This is a genomic window from Nocardiopsis codii, assembly GCF_036327455.1.
Classification (GTDB): domain Bacteria; phylum Actinomycetota; class Actinomycetes; order Streptosporangiales; family Streptosporangiaceae; genus Nocardiopsis; species Nocardiopsis codii.
This window is the reverse complement of sequence record NZ_JAUZMY010000015.1, coordinates 149,107-166,102: the sequence shown is the minus strand read 5'-3', so window position 1 is coordinate 166,102 and position 16,996 is coordinate 149,107. Positions and strand designations below refer to the sequence as shown.

Annotated in this window: 12 protein-coding genes and 1 pseudogene; 7 read left to right on the top strand and 6 right to left on the bottom strand. The window is 70.2% G+C overall.

Annotated elements, in window-relative coordinates; all coding sequences use genetic code 11:
- Positions 1–68 precede the first annotated feature (68 nt).
- The 4 genes from Q8791_RS16710 to Q8791_RS16695 all read left to right on the top strand — a co-directional run bounded on the left by Q8791_RS16710 (position 69) and on the right by Q8791_RS16695 (position 4,373).
- Positions 69–854, top strand: coding sequence for a (Fe-S)-binding protein (locus Q8791_RS16710; RefSeq protein WP_330092643.1), 786 nt, complete (start codon positions 69–71; stop codon positions 852–854).
- Positions 851–2,278 (top strand): lactate utilization protein B, encoded by a 1,428-nt coding sequence (locus Q8791_RS16705; protein WP_330092642.1) that lies wholly within the window; start codon positions 851–853, stop codon positions 2,276–2,278. Before Q8791_RS16710 ends, Q8791_RS16705 begins: the two co-directional genes overlap by 4 nt.
- A 101-nt stretch (positions 2,279–2,379) precedes the next feature.
- Entirely contained in the window at positions 2,380–3,000 is a 621-nt protein-coding gene (locus tag Q8791_RS16700; RefSeq protein ID WP_330092649.1) for a LutC/YkgG family protein, read from the top strand.
- A gap of 143 nt (positions 3,001–3,143) precedes the next feature.
- Positions 3,144–4,373 carry an alpha/beta hydrolase family protein gene (locus Q8791_RS16695; protein ID WP_330092641.1) on the top strand — a complete coding sequence of 410 codons (1,230 nt, stop codon included), beginning with the start codon at positions 3,144–3,146 and terminating at the stop codon, positions 4,371–4,373.
- 15 nt (positions 4,374–4,388) lie between these two features.
- Here the strand turns inward: Q8791_RS16695 and Q8791_RS16690 are convergent, their stop codons facing one another.
- Complete coding sequence (locus Q8791_RS16690) at positions 4,389–5,927, bottom strand: cytochrome P450 family protein (protein ID WP_330092640.1); 1,539 nt, start codon at positions 5,925–5,927, stop codon at positions 4,389–4,391.
- Positions 5,928–6,367: 440 nt separating this feature from the next.
- On the opposite strand from Q8791_RS16690, the gene Q8791_RS16685 reads away from it, so the two are divergent.
- Positions 6,368–7,669 (top strand): DUF2786 domain-containing protein, encoded by a 1,302-nt coding sequence (locus tag Q8791_RS16685; RefSeq protein ID WP_330092639.1) that lies wholly within the window; start codon positions 6,368–6,370, stop codon positions 7,667–7,669.
- A gap of 9 nt (positions 7,670–7,678) precedes the next feature.
- On the opposite strand, the pseudogene Q8791_RS16680 reads toward Q8791_RS16685, so the two are convergent.
- The 3 genes and pseudogenes from Q8791_RS16680 to Q8791_RS16670 form a co-directional block, all read right to left on the bottom strand.
- Positions 7,679–8,092: pseudogene (locus Q8791_RS16680) on the bottom strand (transposase); the annotation flags it as partial.
- 63 nt (positions 8,093–8,155) lie between these two features.
- On the bottom strand, positions 8,156–8,341 hold the full coding sequence (locus Q8791_RS16675) for a hypothetical protein (RefSeq protein WP_330092648.1): 186 nt from the start codon (positions 8,339–8,341) through the stop codon (positions 8,156–8,158).
- A 588-nt stretch (positions 8,342–8,929) separates the two neighbouring features.
- The gene (locus tag Q8791_RS16670; protein WP_330092638.1) at positions 8,930–11,755 is read right to left on the bottom strand and encodes a polymorphic toxin-type HINT domain-containing protein; all 2,826 of its coding nucleotides are present in this window, start codon (positions 11,753–11,755) and stop codon (positions 8,930–8,932) included.
- Positions 11,756–12,221: 466 nt separating this feature from the next.
- Between Q8791_RS16670 and Q8791_RS16665 the strand changes: the two genes are divergently transcribed.
- Together Q8791_RS16665 and Q8791_RS16660 are read left to right on the top strand one after the other, a co-directional pair.
- Positions 12,222–13,007 carry an RNA ligase family protein gene (locus tag Q8791_RS16665; protein ID WP_330092637.1) on the top strand — a complete coding sequence of 262 codons (786 nt, stop codon included), beginning with the start codon at positions 12,222–12,224 and terminating at the stop codon, positions 13,005–13,007.
- The gene (locus Q8791_RS16660) at positions 12,991–14,178 is read left to right on the top strand and encodes an AAA family ATPase (RefSeq protein WP_330092636.1); all 1,188 of its coding nucleotides are present in this window, start codon (positions 12,991–12,993) and stop codon (positions 14,176–14,178) included. The genes Q8791_RS16665 and Q8791_RS16660 overlap by 17 nt, the downstream gene beginning before the upstream one ends.
- 202 nt (positions 14,179–14,380) lie before the next feature.
- On the opposite strand, the gene Q8791_RS16655 is transcribed toward Q8791_RS16660, so the two are convergent.
- Positions 14,381–15,763, bottom strand: coding sequence for a S10 family serine carboxypeptidase-like protein (locus Q8791_RS16655; protein WP_330092635.1), 1,383 nt, complete (start codon positions 15,761–15,763; stop codon positions 14,381–14,383).
- Between the two features lie 37 nt (positions 15,764–15,800).
- Complete coding sequence (locus Q8791_RS16650) at positions 15,801–16,979, bottom strand: phosphatidylserine decarboxylase (protein WP_330092634.1); 1,179 nt, start codon at positions 16,977–16,979, stop codon at positions 15,801–15,803.
- Positions 16,980–16,996: the final 17 nt, after the last annotated feature.

Below are 16,996 nucleotides of genomic sequence, written 5' to 3'. Positions count from 1 at the left end.
TGGTCAGACCATTCGAAGGCTCGTGGCGAGCGGGACGCCGACCCATGGGGACGGCACGAGGGAGGCCCATGCGGATCGCACTGTTCATCACCTGTGTCAACGACACACTCTTCCCCGACACCGGGCGGGCGGTGGTACGGCTCCTGGAGCGGCTGGGCCACGAGGTCGTCTTCCCGGAGAACCAGACCTGTTGCGGGCAGATGCACTACAACACCGGGTACCGGCGACCGGCGACCCGGCTGGCCGTGCGCTTCGTCAAGACCTTCGGGGACGCCGACGCCGTCGTCGTCCCCTCGGGCTCCTGCGCGGCGATGATCCGCGACAACTACCCGCGCCTGGGCGCCGGCGGCAGCAGGCTGTCGCGCAAGGTGTCCTCCCTCGCCCCGCGCGTCTACGACCTCACCGAGTTCCTGGTGGACGTGCTCGAGGTGACCGACGTGGGCGCCTACTACCCGCACAAGGTCGCCTACCACCCGACCTGCCACGGGCTGCGCATGCTCGGCCTGGGCGACCGCCCCTACCAGCTCCTGCGTGCCGTGCGGGGCCTGGAGCTGGTGGAGCTGGAGGGCGCCACCGAGTGCTGCGGCTTCGGGGGCACCTTCGCGGTCAAGAACGGCGACGTGTCCTCCGCCATGGGCGCCGACAAGGCCCGCCACGCCGTGGAGACCGGGGCCGAGGTGCTGTGCGCGGTCGACAACTCCTGCCTGATGCACATCGGCGGCGTCCTGTCCCGGCAGCGGTCGGGCATGCGGGTGGCGCACATCGCCGAGATCCTGGCCAGTACCGAGAAGGGCGGTTCGTCGGACCCCCGCCCCGACGACGTCCGCACCGCGAAGGAGGCCGCCACCCGATGAGCGCCACGTTCCTGGGCATCCCGCCCTTCCCCGAGGCCGCGAGAACGGCCGTCAACGACGCCCAGACCCGCCACAACCTGCGCAAGGCGACGCACACGATCCGCGACAAGCGGGCGTCGGTGGTCGACGAGCTGCACGACGACTGGCAGCGGCTCCGGGCGGAGGGCGCCGCGGTCAAGGAGCACACCCTGCGCCACCTGGACCGCTACCTGGAGCAGCTGGAGGAGTCGGTGACGCGCGCGGGCGGCCAGGTGCACTGGGCCGCCGACGCAGACGAGGCCAACGCGATCGTCACACGGCTGGTGAAGGCCACCGGTGAGACCGACGTGGTCAAGGTCAAGTCGATGGCCACCCAGGAGATCGAGCTCAACAACGCGCTGGCCGAGGCGGGGATCACCGCCTACGAGACGGACCTGGCGGAGCTGATCGTGCAGCTGGGCGACGACCTGCCGTCGCACATCCTGGTGCCCGCCATCCACCTGGGGCGCTCCCAGATCCGGGAGATCTTCCTGGAGCAGATGGCGGAGTGGGGGACGCCCGCGCCCGAGGGGCTGACCGACGACCCCCGGGCCCTGGCCGAGGCGGCCCGGGTGCACCTGCGCGAGCGCTTCCTGCGTACCCGGACGGCGATCTCGGGCGCCAACTTCGCGGTGGCGGACTCGGGAACGATGGTGGTGCTGGAGTCCGAGGGCAACGGGCGCATGTGCCTGACCCTCCCCCAGACCCTCATCTCGGTGGTGGGCATCGAGAAGATCGTGCCGACCTGGTCGGACCTGGAGGTGTTCATGCAGCTCCTGCCGCGTTCGTCCACCGGCGAGCGGATGAACCCCTACACCTCCACCTGGACCGGGGTGACCCCGGGCGACGGCCCCCAGGAGTTCCACCTGGTGCTGTTGGACAACGGCCGCACGGACGTGCTGGCCGACACCGTGGGCCGCCAGGCCCTGCGCTGCATCCGCTGCTCCGCCTGCCTGAACACCTGCCCCGTGTACGAGCGCACGGGCGGCCACGCCTACGGGTCGGTGTACCCGGGGCCGATCGGCGCGATCCTCACGCCGCAGCTGCGCGGTATGTCCTCGGCGGTGGACGAGGCGCTGCCGTACGCGTCCTCGCTGTGCGGCGCCTGCTACGAGGTGTGCCCGGTGGCGATCGACATCCCGGAGGTGCTGGTGCACCTGCGCGAGGAGGTCACCGCCACCCCGGGCCACCTGGGCGAGAAGGCGATGATGGCGGGCGCCGAGGCGGTCTTCTCCTCCTCGCGCGCCCTGGGCGCGGCCCAGCGCGCGGCGGGTCTGGGCCGGAACATGGTGCCGGACCACCTGCCGGGCCTTGCCGGGGAGTGGACGGACACCCGGGACGTGCCGGACGTGCCCGCGGAGTCCTTCCGGGCGTGGTGGAACAAGCGTGGGAAGGGGCAGCGGTGAGCGGGGCGAGTCGGAACGGGTCGCGGGGGAACGGGCCCGAGCGGGCCGGGGCGGACGGGGGCGGGCCGAGGGGCTCCGCGCCGGGCGGCAGGGAGCGCGTCCTGGGCAGGGTCCGGGCGGCGCTCGCCGACGTCCCCTCCGACGAGTCCGCGGTGCGTACCCCGGGGGGCGGCTTCGCCGACAGCCACGGTGCGGGGCCGACCCTGGACGTGTTCGAGGACCGGCTGCGCGACTACAAGGCCCAGGTGCGGCGGGTTCCCGCCGACCGGGTGGGGGCCGAGGTGGCCGCGGCCCTGGAACGGCGCGGCGCGCGACGGGTGGTGGCCCCGCCGGGTGTTCCCGGCGCGTGGTTCGAGGGCGCCTCCGCCGAGCGGCTGCCCGACTCCCGCGAGGAGCCCCTGTCCGTGGGGGACCTGAACGGGGTGGACGGCGTGGTCACGGGGTGCTCCGTCGCGATCGCGGAGACCGGCACCATCGTCCTGGACGGCGGCCCCGACCAGGGGCGCCGCGCGATCACCCTCGTGCCCGACTACCACCTGTGCGTGGTGCGCGCGGAGCAGGTGGTGGACGGGGTCCCGCAGGCCGTGCGCCTGTTGGACCCGGTCCGGCCGCTGACGTGGATCAGCGGCCCGTCGGCCACCAGCGACATCGAGCTCAACCGGGTGGAGGGGGTGCACGGCCCGCGCACCCTGGAGGTGCTACTGGTCGAGTCCGCGCCCTGACCGCGCCCTGCGGGGGGTGGGGCTGCCCCCACCCCCCGGGTCGTGCGTGCCCCCGGGCGATGGTCAGGTGGGCGGGATGGTCCGGCGGCTGCGGAATTCCTAGGGTCGAAGGCGACACGACCGCACCGAGCAACGGGACGCCCATGCCCCACGTACGACGGAACGACCGCCCCTCCCACCGAGCTCCGCGCGCACCGCGCGCGGCCTCCGGTTCCCCCCTCCCCCTGCGTTTCGGTACCGCGCTGGCGTTGACCGCGGCCCTGGTCCTGGCCTCGTCGGCGGGCGCCCTGGCCGGACCGGCACCGGGGCCGCCGGAGGCTCCCCGGGCCTTCCTGCCCGCCCCCACGGGGCAGCTCCCCGTCGGCAGGACGACCCTCCACCTGGTGGACGGGGACCGCGAGGACGTGTGGGTCGGCGGGCCCCGCGAGCTGATGACGACCCTGTGGTACCCGGCCCGCTCGGACGCGGGGCGGCGGGCACCGTACATGACCGAGGCCGAGTCGGCGGCGGTGGTCGAAGCCAACGGGGTGACCCATCTCCCCGCGGACGTCCTGCACCGGGTGCGCACCCACTCCCGCGAGGACGTCGCCCCCGTCCGCTCCGACGGCGGCCTCCCCCTGGTCGTCCTGTCCCCCGGCGCGGGCCACAACCGGATCTGGTTCTCCTCCCTCGCCGAGGAGCTGGCGAGCCACGGTTTCGTCGTGGCCGCCGTCGACCACGCCCACGAGTCCGCCCCCGTCGAGTACCCCCACGGTCTGGTGACCGGGTGCGCGGGGTGCGCCAGCGGGGACTGGCCCCTGGGTGCGTCCAACCGCGCCGAGGACGTCTCCTTCCTGTTGGACCGCCTCACCGGCCCCGACCCGGCCTGGAGGTGGTCACACGTGATCGACCCCTCCCGCGTCGGGATGGCAGGGCACTCCTGGGGCGGTGCGGCCACCGCGGAGACCCTGCGCGCGGAGGAGCGGATGGACGCCGGGATCAACCTGGACGGCCCCTACTACGCCTCTGCCCTGGAGGGGGACCTGGACAAGCCGCTGGCGCTGATCGAGAACGACCAGGGGCACAGCTGGGAGGGTGCCGGCGAGATGTGGCCGCGTCTGACCGGGTGGCGGCAGTGGATCAGGCCGACCGGCTCCGGGCACTCGAACGGCATCGACCAGGGCCTGGTCACCGAGCAGCTGGGGCTGCGGGACCTGTACACGCCCGGGGAATGGCGCAACCTGTACGGCGACATCCCCCTCGACCGGGGGCTGCAGCTCGTGCGCGCCTACAGCGTCGCGTTCTTCGACCACCACCTGCGCGGCGGCGACCAGCCACTCCTCGACGACCCGCAGGGCGTCCACCCGGAGCTGGTCGTGGTGGACCCCGGGTAGCGGCGGGCCGACCCGTCAGTGCCCGGGCCGCCAGGTGGCCAGCAGCCTCTCCAGGGGGTCGGGCAGGATCTCCTCCTCGGCGAAGGGCGCCTGGTACCGGGCCCCGGCGCCCTGGGGCGGACGGCGCGGCCGGGACCCGGCCCCGGCTGCGGGGGCGGGGGCGGGGGCACGGACGACGCGTTCGTCCACCGTGCCCTCCCTGGCCAGCGGCGCCTGGTATCGGGCGCCCTGCGACGCGGGCTTGCGCTTCTTGCGGGTCCACCTGCGGACGGACGCCGGGGCCTGTTCCTCCTCCACCGCGGCGGGTTCGGCGCGCTCGCCGGTGGGCGTGAACCACACGGGTAGCTTCACCAGGCCGTGCACGGACGGCGAGCCGCGGCGGCGCAGCTCGTGCGGCTCGACCGCCAGGACCATGCCGCGCATCCGGTCCACGGCGATGTCGAGGGCGGTGCGCACCAGCTCGCGGGAGAACCCGGTGGCGGGGCAGCGGTGCGCCCCGGCTCCCCACAGGAGGTGGGACCGGTTGCCCGCCATCGCCATCGCGTCGTCCCCGCCGTGGAACACGGACGGGTCCGTGTGGGCGGAGGCGAACCCGAACAGCATCGGCTCGCCGCGCCGGATACTCGCACCGGCGAAGCGGATGTCCGCCGTGGAGTAGCGTCCGGCGAGCATCCGTATCGGCGGGTCCGTCCACATGACGTAGTCGACGAAGTCCTCCGGGGTGAGGGTGCCGCCCAGGTAGGCGGTCCACACGTACGGGTCCTCCAGCAGCTTGAGCAGCGCGTTGCCGATGAGGTGGGTGGTCGGCTCGTGCCCGGTCTCCCAGAGGAGGGACAGGGACTCGACGGCCTCGTCGTCGGTGAGCGCGTGGGGGTGCGCCAGCAGCCAGCTGGTGACGTCCTCGCCGGGTTCGGCGCGTTTGCGGGCGACCAGGCCGGCGAAGTAGGAGCGGATGGCCAGGGCCGCGGGCTCGGCACGGGACGGGTCGCCGCTCCACAGCCGCAGGGTGAGGTCGGCCAGCAGGCGGCCGTAGGCGTCCGGCAGGCCGAAGAGCTCGTTGAGCACGAGCGCGGGAAGCGGGGCGGCGTACTGGCCGATGAGGTCGGCGCTCCCACCGGCGGCGACCCGGCCGATCAGCTGCACGGCAGCGCGTTCGACCACCGGCACCAGCTGGGGCGTGCCCACCCTGGCCAGGGCCTCCACGAGGGGGATCCGCAGCCGCTGGTGCTCCTCGCCGTCGCGGGTGAGGGCGGCGCTGCGGGCCGGGGCCGTGCCCGCGGGGTTCCAGGGGCGCGGGTCGGCGGAGAAGTGGCTCTGGTCACGCAGGACCTGGAGGTTCTCCTTGTATCCGAGCAGGAGCCAACCGGGCACGCCCGGGCCGATCTCGACGGGAACCAGGCCGCCGTAGCGGCTGCGCAACCGGTCCCAGGGCACGTCGGCCGCCGCGTTCCCGTGGAGCGGGAGGGCCGACCCCGCTCCGAGGGGGCAGCGCGCCGTGTCCGCCGCACCTTCCGGGGCGTCGTCTCGGCCGTCCGGTCCGGTTCCCTGGCTCATGGAGACTCCTCGGTGGATGCGGATGGGAACAGACGGTATTCCTCCCGTGTTTCCGATGTGCTTCCGGGAGGAAAGCACCACCTTTCCTTCCGGGGCACCGGGTTGCACGAGGGGACAAGGCGGGATTTCGCGGCACGGCGCCCAACGGGGGCGTTGTCGCCGTACCGGCACCGCACCGCCCGCCGGCAGGTGGCGGTGGGCCGCGTGCGGGCTGATCTGCCCCGTCGCGGTCGGAGACCTCCCGCAGGCGACCCCCTGCCGTATTCGGCGGAGACAGGCGTGATGCGGGGCACTCGAATGCTCCACAGCGCGACGCAGGCCCCTGACCGGTCTTTTTCCCGGAGATTTCCGTTGTCTCACCGTGAATCCGACCGGCGGGGATCGGTAGGATTGTCCGCTGGCTCCACCACCACTCGACGACACCACCGGGGAGAACCACCGTGGGCAAGAAAGGTCGCGGCCGACAGCGGCGCGCCACCGAGGCGCCGACGGCCGGCTGGGCCGGACCGGCGGCCTCGGCGTCCCCCGGCGAGGTGGTGTCAGGGGCCGTCGACGCGCTCGTGTCCGGCCAGGAGGGGGGCGGCGTCGACCTCGCCGCGGCCCGGCTCGCCGACGCGGAGGACCGCGAGTGGGCGGACGCCGCCGGGCGCGCGCTCCTGTCCGCCCTCCTCGACGCGGTGGCCTCGGCGTGGACCCGCGGATGGCAGCCCGCGGAGACGGTCCGCCAGGTCGGCCGGGAGCTCGGGCCGGTGGCCGCGGCGGTGTGCGCGGACGCGGTGACGTCCGACCTGGCCCGCCACTCCCCCGCCACGGTGGACCCGCGCTGGGCCGAACAGGTGCGCGACCTCGGGGTCTCGGCGTCGTGGGGCAGAGGCGAGGGGTATCCGGCCCATGTCGGCACCGGGCACGGGCTGCTCCGGTTCGAGGCCGTGGAGGTCGTGTTGCGGGTGCTCGCGGCCCTGCGGGTGCTGCCGCCCGTGCGGCGGCTGTGCCCGCCGCCGGGCGCGTTCCGGCCGGGTCGGCCGGGTGCGGCCCGGAGTCCGGAGCGGGTGGACGCGGGCAAGCTCGCCCGCGTGCGGGCGCTGCTGGCCAAGGCCGAGTCGACGGAGTTCCCGCAGGAGGCGGAGGCGCTGAGCGCCCGCGCCCAGGAGATGATGGCCCGGCACAGCATCGACCGGGCCCTGCTGGCCGAGGAGCCCGGGGAGTCGGAGGCCGCGTCCGGGCGCCGCCTGCCGGTGGACGCCCCCTACGACGAGCACAAGGCCGTGCTTCTGCACGAGGTGGCCGAGGCCAACCACTGCCGCGCCGTGTGGCACCAGGAACTGGGGCTGTGCACGGTGATGGGCTTCCCGGGGGACGTGGAGGCCGTGGACCTGATGTTCACCTCGCTGCTGGTGCAGGCCGAGACGGCGATGCGGGCCAGCGGCTCGGTGCGGGACCGGTCGGGTCGCGCGGCGGGCAAGGCGTTCCGCGCCTCGTTCATGTCGGCGTTCTCGGTGCGGGTGGGAGAGCGCCTGGTGGAGACGGCGCGCTCCGCGGAGAGGGCCGCGCAGGCCGAGACCGGAACGGACCTGGTCCCGGTGTTCGCCGCACGCGAGCGCGAGGTGGAGGCCGCCGTCGCGGAGGCGTTCGGAGAGCTGACCTACTCACGGGTGCGGGGGCCCTACAGCGAGGACGGCTGGGTCGAGGGGCGCGCGGCGGCCGACGCCGCGTCGCTGGGCTCCCGCCGCCATCTGCCCTAAGAGCTCATCTCATTTGGTGAGTCTGCGGAAGCAAATCAACGTGCAGGCGATGCCGGCGAACGCGAGGAAGTGCTCAGCTTTGCGCTCGTAGCGTCGGTGCAGGCGGCGGCATCCGGCCAGCGAGACCATGGTGCGCTCCACCTGCCACCGATGTCTGCGCAACCGCCGGGCGGACTCCACACCCTTGCGGGCCAGGCGGTGGACGATCCCGCGTTCGCGGAGCCGGCGGCGCAGATGGTTGTAGTCGTATCCCTTGTCTCCGTGCAGTTTGGCGGGCCTGCGCCGCCGCGGCCCGCAGCGGGAGCGGATCGGAGGGAGCCCCGCCACCAGGGGCTTGCAGGGCCTGGCTGTCGTGGGTGTTGGCCCCCGAGATCGCCCGGACAGGGGCAGCCCTGCCCGGTCGGTGATCAGGTGGATCTTCGACCCTTTCTTGCCCCGGTCGACAGGATTCGGACCTGTCCGGTCCCCCTTAGAGGGCCCGCATGTTCACCGAGCCGATCGCGCACCGCGACCAGTCAGCTCACCGCGGGAACCGAGCTCCTCCAGGACCAAGCGGTGGAGCTTCGCCCAGACCCGAGCCCGGGTCCACTCGGTGAAAGGCCGGTGCGCGGTGGGTCGGGAGGGACCGAACACCGGAGGGAGCTGGGCCCAGGTGCAGCCGCTGGCGGACACGAAGATGATCGCGGCCAGCACCTGGCAGTCGCCGTGTCAGCGCCTGCCACCGCCCTGGGGACGTGTGGGCTCCCCGGGCGCCACCGCTGGAACAGTTCCCACAGCTCGTCCGACACCAGCCGTTCCACCATCGACACGGGGACAGGCTACCGAGAACCCAAATGAGATGAGCTCTAAATAATCAGAAATTATCAACACTTTGACATCATGGCGATCCCATTCATCGCAAGCGAGAAGACTCGGATGAGCGACTTTCTTACATCAAGTTCTCGATCGATCCTTTCCAACGATGAGAGCATTTTCGGGTCGAGATCGATCGTTGTGATACCACCACCCCCCTCCCCTTGGACCGAGGAGAACAAGAGAAGACATCGGTAAGACCTGACTACCCCTTCGCACTCCTCTCGCATAAAGGTTTGAAGAAGAGACGAATCTTCCTTGACTTGACTTCGGAGTTTCTCCACCGAGGTCCACCGAGCCCCCCAGCCTCGCCCCTCTGCATCCACTTGAATATCAAGCAGAGTTTTAAAATTTATCCGACAAATTCGAAAGTCGGGGTCAGTTGAACTAATCATCGACATCAGATAGCTATTCTCCACGATAGACATCTACACGTATAAGAGCATTCGGATCGATGCGCCCGCCCCGGATCCTCGCGTCCAGTTCATCCCAACGATGATGACCGTCGACAATTGTCCCACCTGGAGTGACTGCAATAGCATCTCCCGGCTTCGCATTATTGGTCCCATTCACAAGCTCATCATTAGTCAGGTACTCGTGGTACCACTGCGATACCGGGTCCCGAGTCGATTGGCCCTCTGTGTAGTTGTTAACAAGATCGCCAATCCTTTCATAGCGCGATGCCCACTGCGAGCACGGGCCGGCGTTGTGAACGAGTGCAGAAGTCTCATCCGCCAGTACATAGTAGGTGTGGATGTCTTGGACGGTCAGGTTGTAAACCGTGGCCGGTTGAGACCTGCTCGCGATGGCATTGATCTGGGACCAGGTGCCCGCAGAGGTCTGCAGCCACATGCCTGGGGCCAGGTCGATCGCATCCACCCACGTGCCCAAGTCTGGCACCCAGAAGGGGTGGTGATCGGTTGCTGTAACTACATCGCCGACCGCAACCGGTCCTGGAACACCCGCTTCTTCCGTGTCACCCCGGGCAGGTTCTCCATCCAGGGGGTCTTCTGTCGGACTGAGACGCTCAACAGCCGGGTCGATGGTGATCTCGACCAAGGTCTTGGTTCCCTGGCCGATGATGGTGGCCACGACAGGCCTGAAGCCCTCTTCCCCGGTCTCCGGGTCGGTCGCGAGGACCTCGTCGCCGATCGAGACTTCCTCGATGGGCTTGTGCGTTCCGTCAGCCAGGAGAACGAGTGTCCCCTCGACGAAGCTGTTTCTGCAGGAAGTATTTTTCAGCAGACTGCGCGCACCGAGTCCTGCGGCACCGCTTCCTGCATTCATCCCACCGAAAGCAACGTAACCCGATTCGCTGAGTTCTCTCAGGGTGAAGTGTGCGTCATATCCAGCTTTGAACTCGGACGAGTTGATGTCGATTCCGCCACTGAGCATTAGGAGTTCAGTGACGATGATCGCATCGATTCTGTCCTGAGGGGGAATGATGCCCGCATCCTCTGCGTGCATCAGGGCGACAAGATCGCCGGCCTCGTACTCGCTCATGTCGGAGAAGTCGACGGACGGAACTCGGATGATCCCCGAGTCCGTTTCCTCGAAGTACGTCATGAACAAACTGAACTGTTGCGCGGTCATCCGGTAGTCGCTGACACTGTTGATATTTCCAACAACAGCGCCGCCCTGGTTTCCGACGAACCATACAGGAGCGCTGGGCCTCGCGCCTCCACCTCCCCCACCGCCGCCGCCTCCTCCACGGCCGGACTGTGCTGCCCTGTCACCACCATGGGAGACCGTTCCTGAAGAACAGTGGCAGCCGGCCAGCATGAGTCCGCTCGGGTCCGAAGCGGCGACGGGGGTGTTGTTGGCGTAGGCGTATCCGTTGATCTGTTGTGAGTCCTCGAAATCCATGACGGGATCGTCTGAAAGGAATCGTCCAGTCAGTGGATCGTATTCTCGGGCTCCGACGTGGATGACGCCCAGTACCTCGTCCACGGTTTTCCCGAGGAATCCCTTGCCATCGGGCCACTGCTGCTCTTCACCGCGCTCGGAACCGAACGGAGTGAATCGACGGATCCAGTTCTGGGTGTCGGACGCGTTGATCGCCGCGTTCGCTGTTCCGTGGTGGTCGGCCCCGAAGAAGGTGACACCACCGGTATCGCGCATGGCGACCATCGTCCCGCCGTGGGAGTAGTAGCGGGTCGCCTGAACCTCGTCGGTGAGCCTGTCCTGGCGCACCTCCATGCCCGGCAGGTACAGGGTGCTCTCCCCCGGCGCCTCCTTGATCAGCTTCTCGTTCTGGGACGAGTAGACGAACGAGGTCGTGCCCGTGGGGCTCTCTGCGCTCGACAGGCGCCCCTGGGAGTCCCAGGCGAAGGTGTACTCGTCCGCAGCCTCGACACGTCGGGTGGTGTTCCCGGCCTCGTCGTAGTCGTACGTGAAGAGGGTCTCCCCCTCGGGTGTGGACTGAGCGACGCTGGTGAGGGTGTGCGGCCGTCCCTGTTCCACCGTCGGATAGGTGTAGTCCCGCACTGTGTCGGCAGCGGTGCCCTGGCCGACCGCGTGCCCGATCTCCTGGAGGCGGTTGCCCGACGCGTCGTAGGTGTAGGAGGTCCAGTAGGGGGCGGGGCCGCCGACCTGAGCTGTCGAGGGTTCCGCGGCGCAGGAGTCATGGCCGGTGCCGGTTGTCGTCCAGGCGTCGACCAGACGGCTGAGTCCGTCGTAGTCGTAGCACTGGACCTCCGATACCGAGTTCGCCGGGGCGTCGGCGATGCTCAGGATGTTGCCGGCGTCGTTGTAGGTGTACCGGTGATTGGCCAGGGGATCCTGGCCCTGGCGGTCGATTCGCGCGCCGAGAAGGCGTTGTGTGCCCTTCTCGTGCTCGTAGGTGATCCAGGAGGTCGGGCCCTGGCCCGTGGTGAGCTCGACCTGGAGCAGTTCACCGGTCTGCGCGTAGTCGGTCCGGGTGACGTAGGTGTCATGACCGGTCAACGTGGTGGGACGCCGGAGTTCGTCGTAGCCGACCGCCACCGATTCGGCGGGCAGGCCTCCCAGGGCGGGGTAGCCCTGTTCACGGACGGTGCCGTCCTGGTTGTAGGAGGTGGTGAACGTGTAGTTGCCCGTGAGCTCGCTGTGCCCGTCGGGGATGCCGACGACGGTCTTGGTCGGCCGGTACATCGTGTCCCGCTCGGTGACCGCCGTCCGGTAGTCGCGCCCCAGGTGGTGGCGCGTCTCCATGGACAGGTGTCCCTTGAGGCGGGTGTCGTACTGCCAGGTCACCAGGGGAGTGCCTGTCGCAGCATCGCCTTCGAGCAGCCTTGCTTGCAAGCAGAACCGCTCGAAGGCCTGTTGCCCGCCAGTGTGCTGAAGGAGGAGTTCTCCCGGGTCGGAGTTGCCACCGCTGGGGCTGACCGCACACGAACGCGACGAGCTCCAACGGTAGATCAGACGCCGCATCACCGCCCGGAATCGGCCTCTGCGCGCCCGGATCGTACTCGCTGCGCCGAAGGAAAGACATGACCAGCACCCGGGGGACGAGAGCTGGGCGGGTCGGACACCACGGCAACCATCTGGCGCAAGCGCTTCCTGGACCTGCGCCCGGACGGCCTGGCCGACGCAGCAGCCACCGCAGCGTCCCCGAGCCGGAGAAAGATGTCCGCTACTGGGATGCGGCGTGGAACGGCGCCCCTCCCCCGCCGGGAAAACGGGTGGCCGGACGGCCGCACCGGCGTGTAGAACCGCACCCATGCGCAAGTACCCCCGCACCCGGCACATCCGCGGCTCCCGCCTCCAGGCGGGCGACCACGACCTGTCCGCCGTGCCGTTCGGCGAGCTGGCCGGGCGGCACCTGGTCGTGGAGGAGAAGCTCGACGGCGCCAACGCCGGCATCAGCTTCGGGCCCGGCGGCGCGCTCCTCCTCCAGAGCCGGGGCCACTACCTGACGGGCGGCCCCCGCGAACGGCAGTTCGCCCCGTTCAAGGCGTGGGCCGCGGCCGTGGCCCCCCGGCTGTGGCCGCGGCTCGGCGAGCGGTACGTGCTCTACGGCGAGTGGCTGTACGCAAGGCACACGGTCTTCTACGACGCGCTCCCCCATTACTTCTGCGAGTTCGACGTGCTGGACACCCGGGAGGACGCGTTCCTGTCCACACCCCGCCGCAGGGAACTCCTGGAGGGGACCCCCGTGGTGTCGGTGCCCGTGCTGCACGCCGGGCCCCTGGAACGCCTGGGGGACCTGACCGCCCTGGTGGGGCCCTCGACCTGCCGCACGCCCTCCTGGCGCGAGTCCCTGACCCGGGCGGCGGTGGCCGGCGGCGCCGACCCGGAGCGCGCCCTGTCCGAGGGGGACGGTTCGGACCTGATGGAGGGCCTCTACGTCAAGGTCGAGGAGGGGGACCGCACCGTCGACCGGTACAAGTGGGTGCGCTCCGGGTTCACGGCCGCCGTCCTGGACTCGGGTTCGCACTGGCTGGACCGGCCGGTGATCGCGAACGGCCTGGCCGATCCGGAGGTGCTCCATGCGGGTCTTCGATGAGCTGTGCCCGGCTCCCCCGTACTGGGACCTGGACTGGGAGCGGGTCAGGGAGGCGTTCCCGTGGGTGCGCGACCTGGCGGGGGTGGAGCAGGACCCGGTGCACCACGCCGAGGGCGACGTGGAGGTGCACACGCGGATGGCGTGCGAGGCCCTGGCCGGACTCCCCGCGTGGCGGGCACGGCCCGCGCCGGAGAGGGTGAGGCTGTTCGCCGCGGTCCTGATGCACGACGTCGCCAAGCCCTACTGCACGCGCCGGGACGGGGAGGGCCGGGTGACGGCGCACGGTCATTCGCGGCGCGGCGACCTGATGGTGCGCCGCCTGCTGTGGGAGTCGGGCGCGGACGGCGCGGCGCGCTCGGGCCGGGCGACCGAGGCCGAGCACCTCGCCGCGGCGGAGTGGCGTGAGCACGTGGCAGCGCTGGTCCGCCACCACCAGGTGCCGTTCTGGGCGCTGGAACGCCCGGACCTGCGCCAGATCGCGTTCCGGGTCAGCCTGCTCGCGCGCAACGACGACCTGGTGCTGCTGGCCACGGCGGACATCCTGGGCCGCCGCTGCGCCGACGCCTCCGAGGTGCTGGACAGCATCGGACTGTACGGCGAGTACTGCGCCGAGCAGCGGTGCCTGGACCGGCCGCGGGACTTCCCCTCCGACCACGCGCGGTTCTGGTTCTTCCGCAAACCCGACCGCGATCCGGACTACGCGGCCCACGACGACACCCGCGCCTCGGTGACGGTGATGTCGGGGCTGCCCGGGGCGGGCAAGGACACCTGGATCGCGCGCCACCTCCCGGACACGCCGGTGGTGAGCCTGGACGCGCTGCGCACCGAACTGGGTGTGCGCCCGACCGCCGACCAGCGTCCGGTGGCGGCCGCCGCCCACGAGCGCGCCCGCGAGCACCTGCGCGCGGGGCGGCCGTTCGTGTGGAACGCCACCAACGTGTCCCGCCAGGTGCGCGACCAGTGCGTCGGTCTGGCCGCCGCCTACCGGGCCCGTGTGGAGATCGTCTCCGTGGAGGCGCCGCCGAAGGTCCTGCGGGCGCGCCTGGACCGCAGGGCGTCGCCCGTCCCCGCTGCGGCGGTCGAGCGGCTGGTCCGCCGGTGGGAGTGCCCCGACCCCACGGAGGCGTACCGCCTCGTCCGCGTCGCGTCCGGCGGGCAGGGGCCGCGCTGACCGGGACAGGAGCGGCCGTCGCGGACACCCGCCCGCCGGTGGGCCGGTGGCCCGCACCGTCGGGGCGGTCGGCCGGGGACTCCCCTTCCCCGCCGGACGCGGAAGGCCCCCGGGAGGGGCGGCGGGGCCGGCCGGTACCGTCCCCGACGCCCCTCGTCAGGCGCGCGTTCAGCCGTTCCCGGTGGGGGTCCGGGCGGACGGCTCACTCCCGGAGGGACTGTTCCGGGTCGTAGCCGGGGAAGGGGCGCTCGAAGATCCAGTTGTAGATCATCTCCCGGCAGATCCGGGGCTGGAAGGCCGGCACCTCGTGCCCGGAGTCGGGCACGCTCACCTGGGTCAGGTTCCGGTACTGGCGGACGAACCCCTTGGGGTCCCCCTGCGCCTGCTTCCAGACCCGCCGGGGCGCGTCCAGCCAGTTCTCGTCCTCCTGACCGCCGCCCCACTTCGTGAGGTCGGACAGGATCTCCTCGGTGCTCCGGTACCCGCACGCCGTGTCGAAGTTCCCCGTGTAGAGGAGCATCCGGTACTCCTTGTCGAGGAGCTCGGCGTAGAGCTGCGAGCAGTCAGCCATGTTGTCCCTCACGAGCGCCTCGGCCACCGGGCCCTCGTTGTCGGAGAACTCCCAGGTGACCTCGTCGGGCACGTGCAGGGCGGCCTTGACGGCCGGGCTCAGGAAGTAGGGGCGCAGTGCGCCGAAGGGCAGGTCGTCCCAGCGCCGCACGTCGTACAGGTCGAAGCCGCCGCCGAGCGCCAGCGTCCTCTCCACGAGGGCGTTGCCGAGCTTGGTCGCCGTCTCGAACTGGGGAGGCTGCGAGTGCAGGGCCTCCTGGAACTCGGCGTAGCGGCCGTACAGGTCCTCCCGCTGCCTCCTCCCGACGAAGCCGGTCGTGTAGGCGTAGTCGATCAGGGCCCGGACCGACACCTCGGGGGTGATCCAGCCGTTGCCGACGGAGACGCCTCGGAGGTTGAGGCGGATCCGGTGACCCGGCGTCTCGCGGTTGCGCTCGTCGATCCGCTTCGCGATCGCCGGGACGTACTTTCCGGCGTAGCTCTCACCGCAGAGGTAGAGCGGGCACTCGGCGTACTCGGGGTGGAGCTCGAAGAACCCCTGGAGCCCCTCCCAGAACATCTGGCTGAGGGCCTCCTCGTCCTGCACGTACTCCTGGATGTCCGAGTAGCTGTACCCGGTGCCGACGGGCTGGTCCCAGTAGAGGAGGTGCGCCTCCTGATTCCAGCTCTCGGAGCGTACCGAGACGGTCCCGGCCGCGTCGTCGCCCATGGCGAAGGGGCCGTTCTCCAGGAACAGGCCCACCAGGGAGGAGGCGCCGGGGCCGCCGTTGAGCCAGATGATGAGGGGCGTCCCGCTGATCAGGTCCCGCTGGTCGTCCACCGCCACGTTCGGGCTGCACGTCTGGCTCTCGAAGAACCAGTAGAAGAGGTGGTTCTCGGCACCGCTGTTCCCCGCGCTGGGGATGTCGACGTGCCCGGCGTACGAGCGGGCCTTCTTGGCCTGCTCGGTGTTGAGGTCGATCTGGAGGGTGTTCGCGACGTTCGCCGGAATCGATGTGACGAGATCCGAGGGCATGTTCACTGTCCGTTCGAAGTCTGGGAGGGGGTGGGGGTCAGATCCGGCGGCGCCGGGACGGGGTGCGCCAGGAACCGGTGAAGAGGGAGCGCGACTTCTTCGGGTTCTCGAAGTTCCCGATCCGCTGCCCCTGGAGCAGCTGGAGCGCGGGGAAGCAGCCCTTCTCGAACAGGAGGATGTTCAGCGAACCGCCGTACTTGAAGCATCCGACCTCCTCCCCCTTGGCGATCGTGACCGGGTTCTCCGGCGTGACGCGGGAGAGTTCCGGGCGGAACTCGACCGAGGCGATCGAGTTGAGGCCGACGGGCACCATGCCGACGAGTCCGTGGGTGGAGTTGCCCGTGTCGATGAGGAGATAGCCCCGGCGGAACTTCTCGAACATGCTGTAGTCGTATCCGTAGCCCACGTTCCCCTTGTTCAGCAGTTCGGGGAAGTTGCGCATGCCGTAGTAGACGCCGCTGATCCCGGCGTTCGACTCCACGACCTGTCCGGCCACCGGGGAGTGGTACCGGTGGTAGCCGGAGGGCATGAGGATGCAGGACACGGCGGTGCCCCCGACGAACCTGTCGGCGTACTCCGAGCCGTCGAGCAGTTCCCTGATGTTCATGGTGACCGTCTTGACCGGGATCGGGGTCTCCTCGGTCAGGTCGTCCACGATCATGTTGATGACGCAGTCGGCCGGCGCGACCACCACGGACTCGTCCGCCGGGGCGTCGATCGGACGCCTGCCGTCCTTGACCTTCCGGACGAAGAACTCGTTGAAGTTCTTGTATCCGCCCTTCGGGACGACGTAGTCGTCCATCTTCGGGCCGAGCTGCTCCTTCCACTTCTCCACGAGCCCGAGTGATTCCCCGGAGTCCATGTACCGGCCCTGCAGCTCCGTGAACAGGGCGGTCATCCTGTACCCGGGGCCGGAGGTGACGAACACCATTCCGTAGTCGTTCTCGTAGTTGATCCAGCTGAACTTCTCGATGTAGTCCAAACCGCTGTCGACCCCGGGCTCCCACTTGTCCCAGTCCCGGAAGAACTGGCACAGGTCGTCGATGGTGCGGTTCCGCCAGTCGTAGCGGACCTCGGCCTCGGCCTCCTCGGGAAGCGGCTTCACGTTCTCGATCGCCGCGTCGAACATGGTGGCGAAGCCCTCGTGGTCGGTCTCGTACCAGTACCGGAGCAGCTTGGTGAACTCGCCGATGGTAGCGATGTCGTGGTGTGTCACTTTTATGCCTCATTCTT

What these genes read in the sequence shown, in the direction of transcription:
- Q8791_RS16710 (WP_330092643.1), top strand. Translation starts at nt 69, where the DNA reads ATGCGGATCGCACTGTTCATCACCTGTGTCAACGACACACTCTTCCCC.
- Q8791_RS16705 (WP_330092642.1), top strand. Translation starts at nt 851, where the DNA reads ATGAGCGCCACGTTCCTGGGCATCCCGCCCTTCCCCGAGGCCGCGAGA.
- Q8791_RS16695 (WP_330092641.1), top strand. Translation starts at nt 3,144, where the DNA reads ATGCCCCACGTACGACGGAACGACCGCCCCTCCCACCGAGCTCCGCGC.
- Q8791_RS16690 (WP_330092640.1), bottom strand. Translation starts at nt 5,927, where the DNA reads ATGAGCCAGGGAACCGGACCGGACGGCCGAGACGACGCCCCGGAAGGT.
- Q8791_RS16665 (WP_330092637.1), top strand. Translation starts at nt 12,222, where the DNA reads ATGCGCAAGTACCCCCGCACCCGGCACATCCGCGGCTCCCGCCTCCAG.
- Q8791_RS16660 (WP_330092636.1), top strand. Translation starts at nt 12,991, where the DNA reads ATGCGGGTCTTCGATGAGCTGTGCCCGGCTCCCCCGTACTGGGACCTG.
- Q8791_RS16655 (WP_330092635.1), bottom strand. Translation starts at nt 15,763, where the DNA reads ATGCCCTCGGATCTCGTCACATCGATTCCGGCGAACGTCGCGAACACC.